This window comes from Methanobacterium sp. CWC-01, from assembly GCF_030323845.1.
Classification (GTDB): Archaea; Methanobacteriota; Methanobacteria; order Methanobacteriales; family Methanobacteriaceae; genus Methanobacterium; species Methanobacterium aridiramus.
Genome location: NZ_CP040735.1, coordinates 1,285,100 through 1,300,376 on the forward strand (window position 1 = coordinate 1,285,100; position 15,277 = coordinate 1,300,376).

The window sequence follows — 15,277 nt, forward strand, 5'->3', positions numbered from 1 at the left end:
TTTATTCTTTAATTAGCCCCACCGGAATCGTATCCACACCGGTGCCCGGGGTGAACCTTTGAAGATCTCATTTACCTTTATCTCGGCTGGCAGCGGTCGGGATGTTATCAGAACCTCAGATTTCACGTCTGAAGGTATGGGAATCTTAAGGGGGCCCTGATTTTTTTCGAGTATTTTCATTATGGACTTTTGTTCAGCAGTGCTGTATCCAGTACCTACTTTCCCGAAGTATTTTCCATCCTTCTCCATCAGAAGGGCTCCGAAGGGTATGCTGCCTGTACTTTGGGTGGCACCGATGATATTTACATCTACAGTTTCTTCTCTTTTGATCTTTATCCACTGACCAGTCCTCTTGCCGGGTTCGTAGGTTGAAAGTGCATTTTTCAGTACCGCGCCTTCAAAACCATCTTCCACATACTCCTGGAAGTGTTTTTTCACCTTGGAACTGGTCACCAGGCGGAAGGGCATTAGTTTCACCCGCTTAGATGGTATTATATGGTTTAAGAGTATTTTTTTCCGGTCTTTAAGGGGTTTCATGGCGAGATCCTCTCCCTCCCAGCGGAGTATGTCGAACACATGATAGGTGGCCGGTATCTTCTGGGACAGGATCTTGATCTTGGTTTTATCTTCCACGTTGCGTTTTAAAAGCCTACGAAAGCCTCCAGGTACGGTTAATTCCCCATCCAGGATCCAGTCATCACCATTCACTTTCATAAGAGCATCCACAACTTCTGGAAACTTGCGCGATACCTGAACGTGTCTACGGGTCCATAATCCAATTCTTTTCCCCTTCGACTCGGCTAAAAGTCTTTCCCCATCATATTTGGGTTCACTTATCCAAGTACCTGCCAAATTAACGTCTAAATTTTTCAGTTTAGCCAGCATGGGCTCTATCTTCATTTTCATCCACCATGGCCAGCATTTTCTCCAGCTCTTTTTCCAGAGAACGAGTTTCAGGGGGTTTTAACTCCGGTATTATCTCTTCACCCAGGGCTTTCTTCTCAATGAGTTCCCGCAGTTCCTGGGTGTATTTTTCTCTATACCGGGTCCAGTCAAAGTTAATGGCCATCTTCTCCACTACCTGCATCCCCTTTTCTAATACTTCTGGATCCACCTCAGCTTCTATGATCTCGATCTCCTCAACTGATCGGATCTGTTCATGATAGAGTATCTGCTTCAGGAGGAACCCCTGCTCGTAGGATGTTAACATACCCATGTATTCGTTGGATCGGGCCACCCAACGAACCACTGCCACTTTATCACTGTCCTGCATTGCTTTTTTCAGCATCTGGAACCCCTGCGCTACCCCTCCCTTTTTGGGAGACTCGGTTCCAATGTAGTAGGGTTTGCCAAGGGCAACTAATGGTATTTCGTAGGATTCGCAGAACCCTAAAATTTCCATGGTACGGGTGGTGAAGGGACGCAGATTCTTGATTTCATCTTCTGTAAACTGTATGCACTCCCCAGCGATATCAATGGCCCTCACAATATCTTCGGGTTTAAGCTCTTCCCCGTCTTTCGCACACACCTTCTTGTAACGAACCCGGCCGCAATCGGTTTTATGCACCAGATGGAACCCTATATGCAGGTTTTCACTGGCAGCGTACAAACGGATCGGTATAAAAATAGTTCCAAACTTCATTGCCCCTGACCAGATGGATCTCATAGATTTCACCCATTAATTTTTTGTTTTAGTTCCCATAAACTTTTCACTTATCCAAGGTTTCCATAAAAATTAATTTCAGTATAGACAGAGATAATCTAAAATAATTAAACTAAAATGGGTAGACTATGGTTGGAATAGACTTCAGCATGGAAAATATTAAAAAATGCCTATGTACCAAGTGTGCGGTCCAGATTGAAAGCCAGTGCGTAAGGGACAAGCAGAAGATCATGTTACTCATGACCCAGCAGGACTTGGACAGTCCCATGAGGATGGATGAGGAAAGAGTCCCAGGACTATACTGCTCTACAGGTAAGGCCATCTGTCAGGATATTGATACAAAAAAGGTCTGCAAATGTAATGAATGCTCCATCTGGGATGAATATAAGTTGGAACCACAACGTTACTTCTGCAGGGATGGTTCGGCCCGGATTATTAGATGATTTGATTTAAAGTCTGTTTATGATAATTATGTCCCTAGATCAGTTTGTAAATAGTATCCCTCTCGGCTGGCACTCTTCCAATTTCTTTTATAATTAAGGCCATCTCTTCCCGGGATAAATACTCACCATGGGCTGCTCCGGCGGCTACGGATATCTTATCCTCCATCATGGTGCCCCCTAAGTCATTAGCACCACAACAAAGCACTATTTGTGCCATTTTTGTCCCCATTTTTATCCAGGAAGCCTGGATATTGGGTAGGTCTCTACCAAAGACAATTCTGGCCAGGGCATGAAGTTTCAGGTCGTCCATACCACTGGCCCCTTTAGAGGCATTACCCAGAAGGTTATTCTCATTGAGGAAGGTTAAGGGCACAAATTCTGTAAATCCCCCTGTCTGACGTTGTATATCGCGCAAAATAAGCAAGTGCTCGATCCGGTCCTCCCAGGTTTCCACGGTACCGTACATTATAGTGGAAGTGGTGGGGATCCCCAAAAGATGAGCTTCAGTAATTATCTCCACCCACTGGGCAGTGGATACTTTATTAGGGCAGATCTGCTTCCTAACCGAATCCACCAGGATCTCTGCGGCTGCACCAGTCATGGTATCTAAACCGGCCTTCTTAAAGACACTCAAAGCCTCTTTAGTACTCACCTCTGACGATTTAGCTGCATGATACACTTCGACCGGTGATAGTCCATGAATCTTAATGTCATAATTTGATTTTATAGATTTAATAAGGTCTAAATAATATTCAACAGTCATGTGGGGAAGCACGCCTCCAAATAAACATACTTCCGTGGCTCCCACCTCTTTGGCTTCCCTGATACTATCTAATATTTCGTCGGTGGTCATTTCGTACCCGATATGGTTCCGGAATGAGCAGAAGCCGCATTCGATGATGCAGCGGTCGGTGATGTCGATGTTTCGATTGGCTACGAAGGTGACCCGGTCACCCACGATCTCTTGACGAAGCTGGTCAGCAGTGTCGAATAATTCAAACGGGTTGTATTTAACCAGCATTAAGGCGTCTTCACGGGTTATGTCTCCATCTAAGGAGCGATCATAAATATCGGATATCATGTGATGAAACCTCCCTTTAAGGGGGACACATGGATATTATACGTTCCGTATTTTAAGATTTTGGTCCGATAAATTATTTGAATTTTATGGGATCTAGAGAATTGATCTGTGAAAAATGAGTAGCATTGGGGGGGGACTTCTGGGACTTTTTCCTCTTATTAGAAATTAGTATAATGTATTGATGGGAGGAATTATGACAGGAGTCCCAGAAGTTGGGTACCTATTAACCAATAGGCAATTAATAGGTCTTTTTTATATAATAAATACCTTTCGATTTTAGGGGTAGGAAAAGCCTTCATATGGGATGTGGCGAATGATAATTACCTGCACAACTTATCGGTGGTTGAATCAAATTTACTAGAGCTCAATCTTTTTGATCTTCAGTGGCAGCTCACGATCCTCACAGTATTCGAATAGTGTAACCACATTGGGTACAGCGGATCACTCCCGTTGAACAGGAAGGCACATGACGAACCTAGTACTTTCTTGCTGTTATTGGTATTCCTAGTCCCTCTTAAGGGCTATGCGTTATTCAGTATTTTACATTCAGGACATTTTTCCAAATCCTTCCCATTCCATAGTATTTCTAGTAATATCCATATTTGTTGTTATTTCTGGTAATTTAATTCCAACTCCTATAAAACTACTTTAGGCCTTTATGGGTGAAACATCACGTATTTACGGATTAATTTAGAAGTATCGTCTTAGATTATCACCAACTATAAAAGTATATTTGGACCAATAGAATTTTGTTGGTCAGGGGGATGAAAGTTTTATGGTTAAGTTAATCAAATCCACGGTCAAATGTTACCGGAAGAAGACCAAAAAGACCGTGGGTGGTAAGAGGAAGACATACGAGTACAACCAATACTTGGTCCCTCTAAAAATATCTGATCAACTGGAATGCGGTCTGGATGTTTTTGTGGTCCTTCAGGATGAACTAGATGGTATGTTTAATGATGAGGGAGAATTGGTAGGTGATCAAGACGAGCTTCAGCGTCATATTGGTGTCTATCAGAAGGAGTTGGATGAACTGGAATGGAAACATAGTGAATTATCCCGTTCTTACAAAGAGTTAGTGGCTAAAAATATGAAGAATAACCAGCAAATCCGTGGATTAACTGCTGAATTGGAAAATCTTCGTGTTAATAACCAGGAACTGGAAACGAATTTGAAAGTTGAAAGAGAAAACTACCAGACTCTGGAGAAAAAACATCAGTTAGATGTGAAAAAAGCCGAACTTCTTGAAGAAGAACTTTCGAAGCACAGGGGAGACTTCTGGACGGCTATAAGAAGTAAATTAGCCAGTAAAGAAGAAAAAGATCTATAAGGAACTCAAGTGACTAATTTATCCCATTCAATTTCATACTAAGTTTTGTTTAATACTTTTCAGCTGCTCTCACCCAACCTTTATAATTTCATATCTTAATATACTTAACAGGGGTAATATAGGGAGTTTAAACCATGAAAGATTCACGTCCAACTTACCACCCGGAAATTGCACAGGTACGGATTATTGATGGTCAGAATAACTTTCCCATAAGCTGGCTTAACACCCAGGGGTACTGTGAGTACTGCATTTACCTGGAGAATGTTAAAGGAATCACTGCCCCACGCACCATGGCTATGAAGAGGGGAAGCAAGGTTCATCACGTGCTGGAAGAGGAGTTTAAAAAGGATGCGGTTCCCACCACCATGGAAGAAATGATGGAGACTTCCAAAACCGTTGAAATACTTTCCCGGGAGTTATATGTGGAATCGGCTCGTCATGGTATTCGAGGACTTATTGATGAGATATGGATGACTCCTGATGAGTTCATAATTATCGATGATAAACCGGGAAAAATTGCTTATTCCTCCCAAATAAATCAGGTTTTTGGGTACTGTCTCGCCTTTAAGGACAAATATGGTGATGGGCGCAGAATAATTGCTTCTCTACGCCAGAGCACTTCTGGGGATGTTTTCTGGCAGCATTACTTTGATGAAAAAGCTGAAAACCGGATAAAAAGCATTGTTCATCATGTTCATCAGGCTCTCTTGTTCAATGAAGAGTTTTTAGCTACTGAAAATCCAAATAAATGTCGTAGCTGCCGTTTTAGCGCTAAATGCGACCGTCGGATTGAACCCTAACTGCAGGCTCCGATACCTTTAAATATGACGTTCAACTAAAAGGGGAGTGCTGTATTACCACAGCCTTTTTTACAAATTAGTCCCGTGGGGTAGTGGTAATCCTGCTGGGCTTTGGACCCGGCGACGGCGGTTCGACTCCGCTCGGGACTATTTCTTTTAAAGGGGATTACATGGAAACCATATTATTGGCAGGTGTCAACACCCGGGCTGTGGCCTGTTCCCTTAAGAAACTAGGATATAAGGTTTATTCTGCAGATTACTTTGGAGTCACAGATCTGGAAAACTGTACGGATCTTTCACTCCCTATACTGGAACAAAGGGCAGGAGTATCGTGTGGTCACTTCCAAGAAGATTTTAACCCTTTTGATTTAAAAAATGAAGCCCTCTCCATGATAGACGAGGTGGACTGGGTGATCTGCCTTTCTGGTTCATCACCCTCAGATTTCCCTGCCAGTAAGGTATGTGGAAATCGTTCTCCCGGAGTTGATAAGGCCCATCTGTACCGGGCTTTAAGGGATGACTTCCGGATGCCATTAACTTATATGCCTGAAAGCCTTGAGGAAGCTAGGGAGATCACACGACAGTACCCGGATAAAGAATTCATCATCAAACCTAAAGATGGTGCAGGGGGATATGGGGTAAGGAAATGGGATGATCCTGAAAACTGGCCTGAGGACTGGCTACTGCAGGAGCACCTACTCGGTGAGAACATCAGTGCATCGGTTCTCAGCACTGGAAAAGAGGTCAGGACCCTTATTACCAGCAGCCAAATTGTGGGTGATGTTAAACTAGGCCAAAAAGAGCCATTTGGATACGCGGGTAACATCACCCCCTACTGTGGAACGGCTGACATCGTGCAATTGGCAGAGATGGTGATCGCCCATCTGGATCTGGTGGGATCTAATGGTGTGGATTTCATAATCAATGATGGGGAAGTTTATGTACTGGAGGTAAATCCCCGAATTCAGGGTACCTTCGAGTGTGTGGAAAAATCTTTGGGGATTAACATGGCCGAGGCCCATATGGAGGCCTGTCATGGAAATATGGTGCCCATTCCCTTACCTGAAAAATTTGCTGTTAAAATGATCGTCCATGCTCAGAAAAAGTCCATAGCTGGTAATATGGATTTCAGGGGCATCCACGACCTCCCCCTGGAGGGGGTAATAATCGAAGTCGGGGAACCCGTGGCCACCGTCCTTAGCAGTGATAATATGATGGAAAATGCTTTGTATAAGGCCCGGTTAAGGGTGGATAAAGTCTATGAAAATTTACTCCCCTTAAAGTAGGTCCTTAAAGTTAGGTTCTTGGTAGAACCTCAAAAAACATCTTGTAAGGAATGATAAATCTTACCTAACCAGGAACATGTACTGGGTTACTGTAGGCAATTTTTGGCGTATCAGCTTCATCTCTGGTCGGTAAATAAAAATTTCATCCCTTTGACATTCTTTCCTTTTCAAAATCTTACAGAATATCCTTGTTTCCAGTTTACCGGCCACACGAGCCCCAGAAGCCATGGTGTCCATTTCGATGTAGATGGGTAACTTCAGAATATCCTGTTCAGAATCATTTAACATGGAAACAACCAGTTCCAGCTCATTCCTCTTAAAACGATGACGGGAGCCATCCACACCCATCACATGGGGTTTATCTTCAGTTATAAGCTCAGATAAGGTTTTTCTCTGCCGGGGAATATGTCGGTTAAGACTCAGGATCTGTTTTTTTAACAGTCGATCCGACCGATTCGGGTCCTGTCTCATACAACCAATTATTTAAAATAGTAAACTATAATATCTTCTAGTACAGTGGTAAGCCTGGTGGTTAAATGGACATTGACATTGAACAGTGCCGTGAAAACGACAAGATAAAAAAGATTATTTCTAACAGCGGACTTCCGATCAAACATATCAAGCTACTTTTAAGGCTTTCTGATGCTATCTACATCAACGCCATCAACTACAACGTTATGGTGGAAGATAATCGTTTTATCCTACTACTCATATCTTCTAAACCCGATAATAAGACTGGAATATTTAATACCATTTCCCTTACCAACGTTTTATTCCGTCTGAAGGAAATTGAAAGGAACAACGATGATCTGAGCACGGTCTGTGAATTAAAAGATAACATGCTGAAGGTAACAATAGATCTGAAAACTTGATTGGCTCTTTTATATTATCTTATTAAGTGAGCAAGAGCGGATGCAATTGCAGAGATGATTTAGATGGAAGCTAACGATTATTATAAACGCATAATGGAATTGGCGGACCTGGATGTAGAGCCCAAAACCATGGCCGAGTCTCGTACAATTTTGGATGAACTTGAAGAAAGGGAAGAAGAACTAAAAAATCTGCATCTCGAATTAAAAAGAGACATCCGCTATATAGAAGCGGTTTATTTAAAGCGAAAGAGGGAACAGAATCAAGTATTCAATCAGAACCAAGATGTTATTCCCAAGAAACGTTTTGGTAAGAAAAAAGAGTCTCGTGTTATGGTCTTGAAGAAATTGGAAAATGAAAAGAAAGAAGTTTTAGAGCCCTACTATAAGGTACGGACCATGGCTGAGCAACTGTTGAATGAAATGAACGATGCTAAAAAGCCACTACAAGACTTTGTAATAGACAAGATGGGTCTTTGAATGACAAGAAAACAAATTGAAAAAGCTTTTCTATAATGAGAGTTCATTATTGCTATAGGAGAGAGGTGTGAAGATGAGTATAACAATGGACTATTCCTGGTATATTTTTGGTGTTATTATTGGCGGTTTTATTATAGTGAGTTTGCTGATGCAGATTTTAAACCGAAACCCTGCTGAGTAAAGAATTACATAGATACATATTATACATTTATTTTTATCCTCGTTTTTATTCAGAATCTATTAGGGCAATGGATTCCTCTGTACCCCAATTACAACAGGAATTACAACAGTCCTAACACACTCAAAATGAATATTATGGTTCCGATCACGATTAAAATTGTGCTCAGAATCATGGCTCCTGAAATTAACATGAAGACCTTGGCCATCTTGTCCGGATCTTTTTTAATTTCTTCCCAATCGAAATTCCATAAAAAATCTAGGTTCAATTTACTTCACCACAAAAAATGAAGATTAGACATCTATTAAAAACAAAAATATTGGGCGATAATTTATTCCTTCCATCGGCTAGTTAATTCAACGGGAAGGAGTATTAAAAGGCCCAATAGATCATTCTTTTCAATTTTACAATCGAGTGCTGCAGCGAACTGAGCGTGATCTGCAGATCGGTCCATTGATATGGGTAGGTAGGTTTCTTCTCCAACTGCCATAGTGTGCCCGTATTTATTGGCTGCGTAGGCGCTGATAAAAGATATGTGCTTGGCATTGATGGATATCTTCTTGATCTTAACTGCCTTTATCTGACCGGCCTTGAATTCCCGGTCTTCATCGGCAATAATGGCACGAACTTTCCCGGATATGGTGCCGATCTGGAAATCAATAGGTGGTTTCTCGTGATCATGCAAATCCCTTTTAACCTGATCCAGACGAGTTATTATTCTAACCATTGGCTACCTCCGTTTCTTCCATGGTTTTTTTGATCATTTTAAGCCGTACAAAGTTCTCCCTTTCCATCTCTTCCAGGCGCATCTCAATGTATTTGACCGTGTTTTCCAGTCGGGGAATAATAATATGCTCCAGGGCATTTACCCTTCTTTTAGTTGACTCTATTTCCCCTGCCAGGAGCATGATGGTTTTTTCGATCTCTCCCAGTTCAATTATGAGCTGGATGGATTCTTCGAACTTCTTAGCAGCTTCATCCAATTTCACCGATGTGTCCATAAATCCATAGCCACGTTCCACAATGGTACGCTGTGCAGTTTCTGATTCGATCAGTGGCACCACAACTCCCATCACACTTCTAGAGTCAATATCCACATCCACAGACTCAGTGACGGACATGGCAGCCTTTTTAACAGCTAAATCGCCCATTATGATCTGGGCAGCGGTAAGATCCTGATAGGCTTCCTGCAATTTCTCAGCCACATTTTCTCGGGATCCTTTCACTCTCTCGAGGATGTTGAAAAACTCCATAATAAGGGCATTCCTTTTTTCCTTGAGGAGACTGTATCCCTTCACTGCAAGTTTTTCTCGCTGTTTTAATTTTAGAAGCTCCATCCGTGTGGGATTGACGCCTTCTATCATTTCTTGTGCCATTTTATCCCTCTATAAGGTGAATTGGGTTATTTCTGGTCAGGGTGGTATTTGGGAATGTGTTCTGCACGTACCCGTTTGAGTTCGGCAATGGGCAGCAGACTCATTAACTCCCAACCAAGATCCAGGGTTTCCTGGATAGAACGGTCTTCATCCTTGCTCTGGGTGATGAATTTACCTTCAAAATCATCTGCAAAGGACAGGAATTTCCGGTCACGCTCGGTCAGGGCTTCTTCACCCACCACAGCCATCAGATCTCTCAAGTCACGTCCTTCGGCATATGCAGAGTATAACTGGTCTGAGACACCGCTATGGTCTTCTCTGGTTTGTCCTTCACCAATTCCACCACTCATCAGTCTGGAAAGTGATGGTAACACATCTACTGGTGGATAAATCCCTTTACGGTGTAAATCTCTGGAAAGCACGATTTGTCCCTCGGTAATGTAACCGGTAAGGTCGGGAATGGGGTGAGTAATGTCATCCTGGGGCATAACCAGAATTGGCATCTGGGTGATGGAACCTTCCTTACCCACGATACGGCCAGCCCTTTCGTAGATACTAGAAAGGTCAGTATACATGTAACCAGGGTATCCCCTTCTTCCAGGCACTTCATCCCGAGCTGCTGATATCTCCCGCAGTGCTTCGGCGTAGTTGGTCATGTCGGTAAGGATAACCAGTACGTGCATGTTATGCTCAAAGGCGAAGTATTCAGCAGTGGTTAAGGCCATACGGGGGGTGATGATTCGTTCAATGGCCGGGTCGTCGGCCAGGTTCATGAACACGGTAACTCTTTCCAGGGCACCAGTTCGCTCGAAGTCCCGCATGAAGTAGTTTGCTTCTTCGTGGGTAATACCCATGGCCGCGAATATAACTGAAAACTCGGATTCTTCGGCCAGTACTTTGGCCTGTCTGGCGATTTGGGCCGCCAGATCGTTGTGCGGTAAACCGGATCCGGAGAAGATAGGTAGCTTCTGTCCTCTTACCAGGGTGTTCATCCCGTCGATGGTTGATATACCCGTTTGGATGAACTCTGCTGGGAATTCTCTGGCAGAAGGATTCATGGGACTTCCGTTGATGTCCAGTTCCTTTTCTGGTATGATTTCAGGACCACCGTCGATGGGTTTGCCGGTACCGTTGAAGACACGTCCCAGCATGTCCAGTGACACTCCGATATGAGCGGTTTCTCCGGTGAATCGGACCTTGGTGGTGGAAGTGTTCAGATCTCTGGTTCCTTCGAAGACCTGTACCACAGCTATATCGCCTTTTACCTCCAGGACTTGTCCCCTTCTCATTTCACCATTGGGCGTTTCAATATCCACTATTTCATTGTAGGCAACGCCTTCCACACCTTCCACAATCATAAGGGGGCCAGCCACTTCGGAAACAGTTGTGTATTCCCTGGTTTTGATATTGGCGTTCATCTTCATACCTCACTCGTCTGTTTAACTATTTTATCCTGGATTTCTTTCACTTTTTCGTCAAATTCAGCTTCAGGGATAAACTTCATCCTTCCGATATCTTCCTTAACGGATAAGGCTGTAAGATCAGCAGATGCTGCTCCTCTTTCCAGAGCTGCGGTGGCATGTTCCTGGAACATTATAATGGTCTTAAGCATCTGGTACTGTTTTGATGAAGAACAGTAGGTGTCTACTTCGTGGTAGGCGTTCTGTTGCAGGAAGTCCTCCCGTATCATTCGGGTAGTTTCCAGGGTGATCCTTTCTCTGTCAGGAAGTGCGTCTGGTCCTACCAGTTGCACGATCTCCTGAAGTTCAGATTCTTTCTGCAGAAGAATCATGGCCTCATCCCTGGTTTTCCTCCAGTCGGCACCAACTGAAGCGTCCCACCATCCTTCTACACTGTCCACGTAAAGTGAATAACTCTGCAACCAGTCTATGGATGGGAAGTGTCTTTTATCTGCCAGAGATGCGTCCAGTGCCCAGAAAACCTTACAGATACGCAGGGTGTTCTGAGTTACTGGTTCGGATAAGTCTCCACCAGGTGGTGATACAGCTCCCACTACACTAACAGAAGCAGTTTTATCTTCGGTACCCACGGTTGTAACTCGGCCAGCTCGTTCATAGAACTGGGCCAGACGTGAAGCTAGATAGGCAGGGTACCCCTCTTCACCAGGCATTTCTTCCAACCTTCCCGAGATCTCCCTCATGGCCTCGGCCCATCGGGATGTGGAGTCTGCCATTAAGGCCACATCGTATCCCATATCACGGAAATATTCGGCAATGGTTATACCCGTGTATACACAGGCTTCCCTGGCTGCCACAGGCATGTTAGAAGTGTTAGCAATCAGCACGGTTCGGTCCATCAGTGGTTTACCAGTTTTCGGGTCCTCAAGTTCTGGGAATTCTTTCAGAACCTCGGTCATTTCGTTACCTCTTTCACCGCAACCCACATAAACGATGATATCAGCGTCGGCCCATTTAGCCAACTGTTGCTGGGTTACAGTTTTACCGGATCCGAATGGACCGGGTATAGCTGCGGTTCCACCTTTAGCCACGGGGAAGAAAGTGTCCTGGGCTCTTTGACCGGTTACTAAGGGTATGTCTGGGTCTAACTTGTCTTTGTAAGGCCTACCCGTACGCACTGGCCATTTTTGCATCATCTGTACTTTAACAGGCCCTTTGTCGGTTTCAACTTCAGCGATATCCTCCTCTACAATGTAGTCCCCTTCTGATACTATGCTCTTCAGGGTACCGGATACGTTCGGTGGGATCATTATCTTCTGGGTCACCGCAGAAGTTTCCTGCACTTCCCCGATTATGTCTCCCCCTTTAACTTCGGCACCAGCTGTGGCTAAGGGTTTGAAGGACCATTTTTTGTCCTTTGGTATGGATGGAACGTCCACTCCCCTTTCAATGTAGTCCCCAGTTTTGATCTTGATGGTTTCCAGTGGTCTCTGGATACCGTCAAAAATGGAACCAATGATTCCGGGTCCCAGTTCAACTGATAGGGGCCCTCCCGTAGGTTCTACTATTTCTCCGGGCTTCATTCCGGCTGTTTCTTCGTAAACCTGGATGGTGGCGGTGTCGCCTTCAAGTTCGATTATCTCACCGATGAGCTTGTCTTCACCAACCTTAACCATCTCGTACATCTGAGTCCCTCTCATACCATCAGCGGTAATTACAGGACCCGCTATCTTAATTATCTTTCCTTCGGCAGTCATTCTACCATCTCAACCCCAATTACTCGTTTAATAAGCTCCCGGATAGGATCAGATTCCCTATCTATCGAGCCGGTTTTATCTGGTATTTCAATTATCATGGGCAGTGCACCTTCACTGCTCATCTTATCTATCGTAGCTCTGTAATGGTCTCCAATTTTTTCGGTGGTTATTATAATGGAATATTCTTTTCGAAGTTCTTCCAGCTTTTTTCCTGCTTCTTCCATGTTACTTACAGGAAATCCGTCTTTAATTCCTCCCAGCATGAAACCGGTAACTGTGTCCGGATCAGCCATCACTGCTATTGCTGATTTCATATTAACATCTCCTTAATCTGAGCAGGAGAATATCCTTCTTCCCTTTTTCCACGAGCGATGATCTTCAGGTTTTTTATTTCCATTTCTTTTCTACTTAGAAAACCGATCATGGGGCCAATTCCGAACTGGTTTTTCAGGGATATTTTTTTTGCAGTATCGTTCACATGGTTATCCAGGGCGGTTTCAAAGGCGGATATGGAACCAGTTTCGTTGTAATCAGCCATAGCTCCTGATAGTATAGCTGCGTAGTCGCTTCCTTCCAGACCACTAACCACTCCAGCCACATCTTCTGTTTCCAGAAGATCCTTCAGCTTCCATTCCCGAATCTGGTAACCATCACTGATCATGTAGGGTTCTATATCCTCAAACTTCAATCCATCAACCTTGGCCCTTAAGATGATTTTCAGGTTGGTGCTGTCCACCATGTCCCCTACGTAATTTTTTAGATAAGAAGTGTTATCATCTTCTGGTGTGGCAACCGTCCTTAGAAGGTTCTCCAGGAGATATTTATCCAAAGAGGCTTCTAATGGTAACAGCATCCCGGTTTCCTGGTAGATGGGAATAGCATCCTCCAGTATAGGTGCGTATTCAGTTCCTTCCAGGGCACCTAATACTTCTGTGATGTTATCGGCCTCTATTAGGGCGTCAAGTTTATCGGTTAGATCTCCATAGGGAACAATAAGATCAAGTGTGTCGTCAGCGTTTAATCCCACTGCTTTGGCGATTACTATGCTTTTTATGTTCCGGATGTCCCATTTTTTCAGTAAAAACTTGAACGCGTCTCTACTGTTTTCAGGAGTAATCCTTGCTACTAAATCATAGTTTTCAGCTAAAAGAGTATCCAGAGCCTTTTCAAGAGGGTACTGATCGATGTATTTGGCGTAATCTGGGTATCCCCTGAGATAATTTTTAACTTCTTCGATGTTTCCTGATTCTATGATTTCAGAAAACTGTTTTTCGTTGAAGATCCTTCCCATTCTGGCCCTAACCCTTGCGTTGGGATAGGTATAGGGGAACATGCTAAGCACTGGTTTGATGGTTGATATGTATACTATTGCCCCGAATATTGCCAACACAATAACTAGAAGGGCTAGAAAAGCTTCCACTGATGGAAATCCCAATCCATTTATTAAAGAAGTTATATCTTCTACCATGTGAAATCTCCTCTATTTCTATTGGAACAATATTCCTGCAACTTCGGATCGCAGTGACTTTTTAAAGCGTTGCATCCTTGCTTCGATGGTGTTATTAACCTCTATTTCGCCATTTTTCGTTTTTAGAACAGTCCCACCAATAGTGGGGATGTTTTCTCCCATCTCCAGTTTAGTGGGGGTGTTGATTTTATCGGTGATCTCTTTTTCAATAGATGGTAAAGAATCCTTTACCTTAGTTACATCGCTTTCTTTAACGAGTACAACAAGATCTCCTCCTCCAATTTCAACACCTGCTTCGGTAATCATTTTTTGGAGAGATGTTTTGTATTCAGCGGCGTCTGAAGAAGCAATTTCTGTAAGCTTTTCTTCGGCTTTGTTGAAGGCTTCTTCTATCATTTCTTCTCTAGCCTCAAGTTCCATTCTACGGGAATTCATCTTAGCTTCTGAGATGATCTGTTGATATCTCATTTTAGCCTGTTTTTCTGCGGTTTCTAAGATTCTTTCTTTCTCAACTACTGCTTGGACTTCACCTTCAGAGAGAATGGATTCTTTTTCCTTTTCTGCTTTAGCTAATATGGCCTCTGCTTTAATCTGAGCATCGGACATTATACTTGAGACTATCTTCTCTTTCCCGGAACTCATCTCGATCATCCCAGAAGTCCACCAAATACCATCAGGAGTATTGCAATCAGGAACCCGTAGATAGCCTGAGTTTCAGGCAAGGCGGTGAAGATGATACCTCTGGCAAACATGTCTTCGTTTTCAACAACAGCTCCTACTGATGAGGATGCAGTGATACCTTGGCCCATACCAGAACCAAGACCAGCGAATCCTATTGCTGCTCCAGCACCTATTGCTACCAGACCTGAGGTTGTAGGCAAGTCTTGTCCAGACATAATTGTGAAAACCATGAGCAGTATAGCGATCAAAAAACCGTAGATAGCCTGAGTTTCGGGCAAAGCAGTGAAAATGATACCTCTGGCGAACATTTCCTCGTCTTCTGCCACAGCACCCACACTTCCTGCTGCTGCTATTCCTTGTCCTAATCCTGAACCTAATCCAGCGAAACCGACGGCTAATCCGGCACCGATTGCTGCTAATGCTGTTCCTAAAGCTATTTCTACCATT

The 15,277-nt window shown here is 43.6% G+C and carries 19 protein-coding genes and 1 tRNA gene; 7 read left to right on the plus strand and 13 right to left on the minus strand.

The features are described from left to right. Nucleotides 1–12: 12 nt before the first annotated feature. Both FGU46_RS06940 and ku read right to left on the minus strand, forming a co-directional pair. The gene (locus tag FGU46_RS06940; protein ID WP_286473209.1) at nucleotides 13–900 is read right to left on the minus strand and encodes an ATP-dependent DNA ligase; all 888 of its coding nucleotides are present in this window, start codon (nucleotides 898–900) and stop codon (nucleotides 13–15) included. Continuing rightward, a complete protein-coding gene (gene ku, locus FGU46_RS06945; protein WP_286473211.1) occupies nucleotides 875–1,666 on the minus strand; it encodes a non-homologous end joining protein Ku in 792 nt (263 codons plus the stop codon). Before ku ends, FGU46_RS06940 begins: the two co-directional genes overlap by 26 nt. A 125-nt stretch (nucleotides 1,667–1,791) precedes the next feature. Here ku and FGU46_RS06950 point away from each other — a divergent pair, with 125 nt between their 5' ends. After that, nucleotides 1,792–2,106: a DUF2769 domain-containing protein gene (locus FGU46_RS06950; RefSeq protein WP_286473214.1), complete on the plus strand. Its 315-nt coding sequence runs from the start codon at nucleotides 1,792–1,794 to the stop codon at nucleotides 2,104–2,106. Between the two features lie 34 nt (nucleotides 2,107–2,140). Here the strand turns inward: FGU46_RS06950 and cofH are convergent, their stop codons facing one another. Beyond that, nucleotides 2,141–3,187 carry a 5-amino-6-(D-ribitylamino)uracil--L-tyrosine 4-hydroxyphenyl transferase CofH gene (gene cofH, locus FGU46_RS06955; RefSeq protein ID WP_286473221.1) on the minus strand — a complete coding sequence of 349 codons (1,047 nt, stop codon included), beginning with the start codon at nucleotides 3,185–3,187 and terminating at the stop codon, nucleotides 2,141–2,143. 775 nt (nucleotides 3,188–3,962) lie between these two features. Between cofH and FGU46_RS06960 the strand changes: the two genes are divergently transcribed. From FGU46_RS06960 to FGU46_RS06975, 4 genes are all read left to right on the plus strand, one after another. After that, the gene (locus FGU46_RS06960; protein WP_286473222.1) at nucleotides 3,963–4,517 is read left to right on the plus strand and encodes a hypothetical protein; all 555 of its coding nucleotides are present in this window, start codon (nucleotides 3,963–3,965) and stop codon (nucleotides 4,515–4,517) included. Between the two features lie 134 nt (nucleotides 4,518–4,651). After that, nucleotides 4,652–5,317 carry a CRISPR-associated protein Cas4 gene (locus tag FGU46_RS06965; protein WP_286473227.1) on the plus strand — a complete coding sequence of 222 codons (666 nt, stop codon included), beginning with the start codon at nucleotides 4,652–4,654 and terminating at the stop codon, nucleotides 5,315–5,317. Between the two features lie 78 nt (nucleotides 5,318–5,395). Next, nucleotides 5,396–5,467 (plus strand) — tRNA-Gln (locus tag FGU46_RS06970). Nucleotides 5,468–5,487: 20 nt separating this feature from the next. Beyond that, nucleotides 5,488–6,603: an ATP-grasp domain-containing protein gene (locus tag FGU46_RS06975; protein WP_286473231.1), complete on the plus strand. Its 1,116-nt coding sequence runs from the start codon at nucleotides 5,488–5,490 to the stop codon at nucleotides 6,601–6,603. 60 nt (nucleotides 6,604–6,663) lie between these two features. On the opposite strand, the gene FGU46_RS06980 is transcribed toward FGU46_RS06975, so the two are convergent. Continuing rightward, nucleotides 6,664–7,074, minus strand: a complete 411-nt coding sequence (locus tag FGU46_RS06980) for a DUF61 family protein (protein WP_286473232.1) — start codon at nucleotides 7,072–7,074, stop codon at nucleotides 6,664–6,666. A 65-nt stretch (nucleotides 7,075–7,139) separates the two neighbouring features. Here FGU46_RS06980 and FGU46_RS06985 point away from each other — a divergent pair, with 65 nt between their 5' ends. Together FGU46_RS06985 and FGU46_RS06990 are read left to right on the plus strand one after the other, a co-directional pair. Continuing rightward, on the plus strand, nucleotides 7,140–7,475 hold the full coding sequence (locus tag FGU46_RS06985; protein ID WP_286473234.1) for a hypothetical protein: 336 nt from the start codon (nucleotides 7,140–7,142) through the stop codon (nucleotides 7,473–7,475). Between the two features lie 63 nt (nucleotides 7,476–7,538). Continuing rightward, nucleotides 7,539–7,952, plus strand: a complete 414-nt coding sequence (locus FGU46_RS06990) for a hypothetical protein (RefSeq protein ID WP_286473239.1) — start codon at nucleotides 7,539–7,541, stop codon at nucleotides 7,950–7,952. Nucleotides 7,953–8,233: 281 nt separating this feature from the next. On the opposite strand, the gene FGU46_RS06995 is transcribed toward FGU46_RS06990, so the two are convergent. The 9 genes from FGU46_RS06995 to FGU46_RS07035 all read right to left on the minus strand — a co-directional run bounded on the left by FGU46_RS06995 (nucleotide 8,234) and on the right by FGU46_RS07035 (nucleotide 15,276). Then, a complete protein-coding gene (locus tag FGU46_RS06995) occupies nucleotides 8,234–8,398 on the minus strand; it encodes a hypothetical protein (RefSeq protein WP_286473242.1) in 165 nt (54 codons plus the stop codon). Nucleotides 8,399–8,461: 63 nt separating this feature from the next. After that, nucleotides 8,462–8,857: a DUF22 domain-containing protein gene (locus tag FGU46_RS07000; RefSeq protein ID WP_286473246.1), complete on the minus strand. Its 396-nt coding sequence runs from the start codon at nucleotides 8,855–8,857 to the stop codon at nucleotides 8,462–8,464. Continuing rightward, a complete protein-coding gene (locus FGU46_RS07005; protein ID WP_286473252.1) occupies nucleotides 8,850–9,506 on the minus strand; it encodes a V-type ATP synthase subunit D in 657 nt (218 codons plus the stop codon). The genes FGU46_RS07000 and FGU46_RS07005 overlap by 8 nt, the downstream gene beginning before the upstream one ends. 26 nt (nucleotides 9,507–9,532) lie before the next feature. Further along, complete coding sequence (locus FGU46_RS07010) at nucleotides 9,533–10,924, minus strand: ATP synthase subunit B (RefSeq protein WP_286478321.1); 1,392 nt, start codon at nucleotides 10,922–10,924, stop codon at nucleotides 9,533–9,535. A gap of 2 nt (nucleotides 10,925–10,926) precedes the next feature. Continuing rightward, nucleotides 10,927–12,681 carry an ATP synthase subunit A gene (locus tag FGU46_RS07015; RefSeq protein ID WP_286473257.1) on the minus strand — a complete coding sequence of 585 codons (1,755 nt, stop codon included), beginning with the start codon at nucleotides 12,679–12,681 and terminating at the stop codon, nucleotides 10,927–10,929. Continuing rightward, the gene (locus FGU46_RS07020) at nucleotides 12,678–12,995 is read right to left on the minus strand and encodes a V-type ATP synthase subunit F (protein WP_286473263.1); all 318 of its coding nucleotides are present in this window, start codon (nucleotides 12,993–12,995) and stop codon (nucleotides 12,678–12,680) included. The genes FGU46_RS07015 and FGU46_RS07020 overlap by 4 nt, the downstream gene beginning before the upstream one ends. Further along, complete coding sequence (locus FGU46_RS07025; RefSeq protein WP_286473264.1) at nucleotides 12,992–14,149, minus strand: V-type ATP synthase subunit C; 1,158 nt, start codon at nucleotides 14,147–14,149, stop codon at nucleotides 12,992–12,994. Before FGU46_RS07025 ends, FGU46_RS07020 begins: the two co-directional genes overlap by 4 nt. Nucleotides 14,150–14,167: 18 nt before the next feature. Beyond that, complete coding sequence (locus tag FGU46_RS07030; protein WP_286478331.1) at nucleotides 14,168–14,791, minus strand: V-type proton ATPase subunit E; 624 nt, start codon at nucleotides 14,789–14,791, stop codon at nucleotides 14,168–14,170. 5 nt (nucleotides 14,792–14,796) lie between these two features. Beyond that, complete coding sequence (locus tag FGU46_RS07035) at nucleotides 14,797–15,276, minus strand: V-type ATP synthase subunit K (RefSeq protein WP_286473265.1); 480 nt, start codon at nucleotides 15,274–15,276, stop codon at nucleotides 14,797–14,799. Between the last annotated feature and the right edge of the window lies 1 nt (nucleotide 15,277).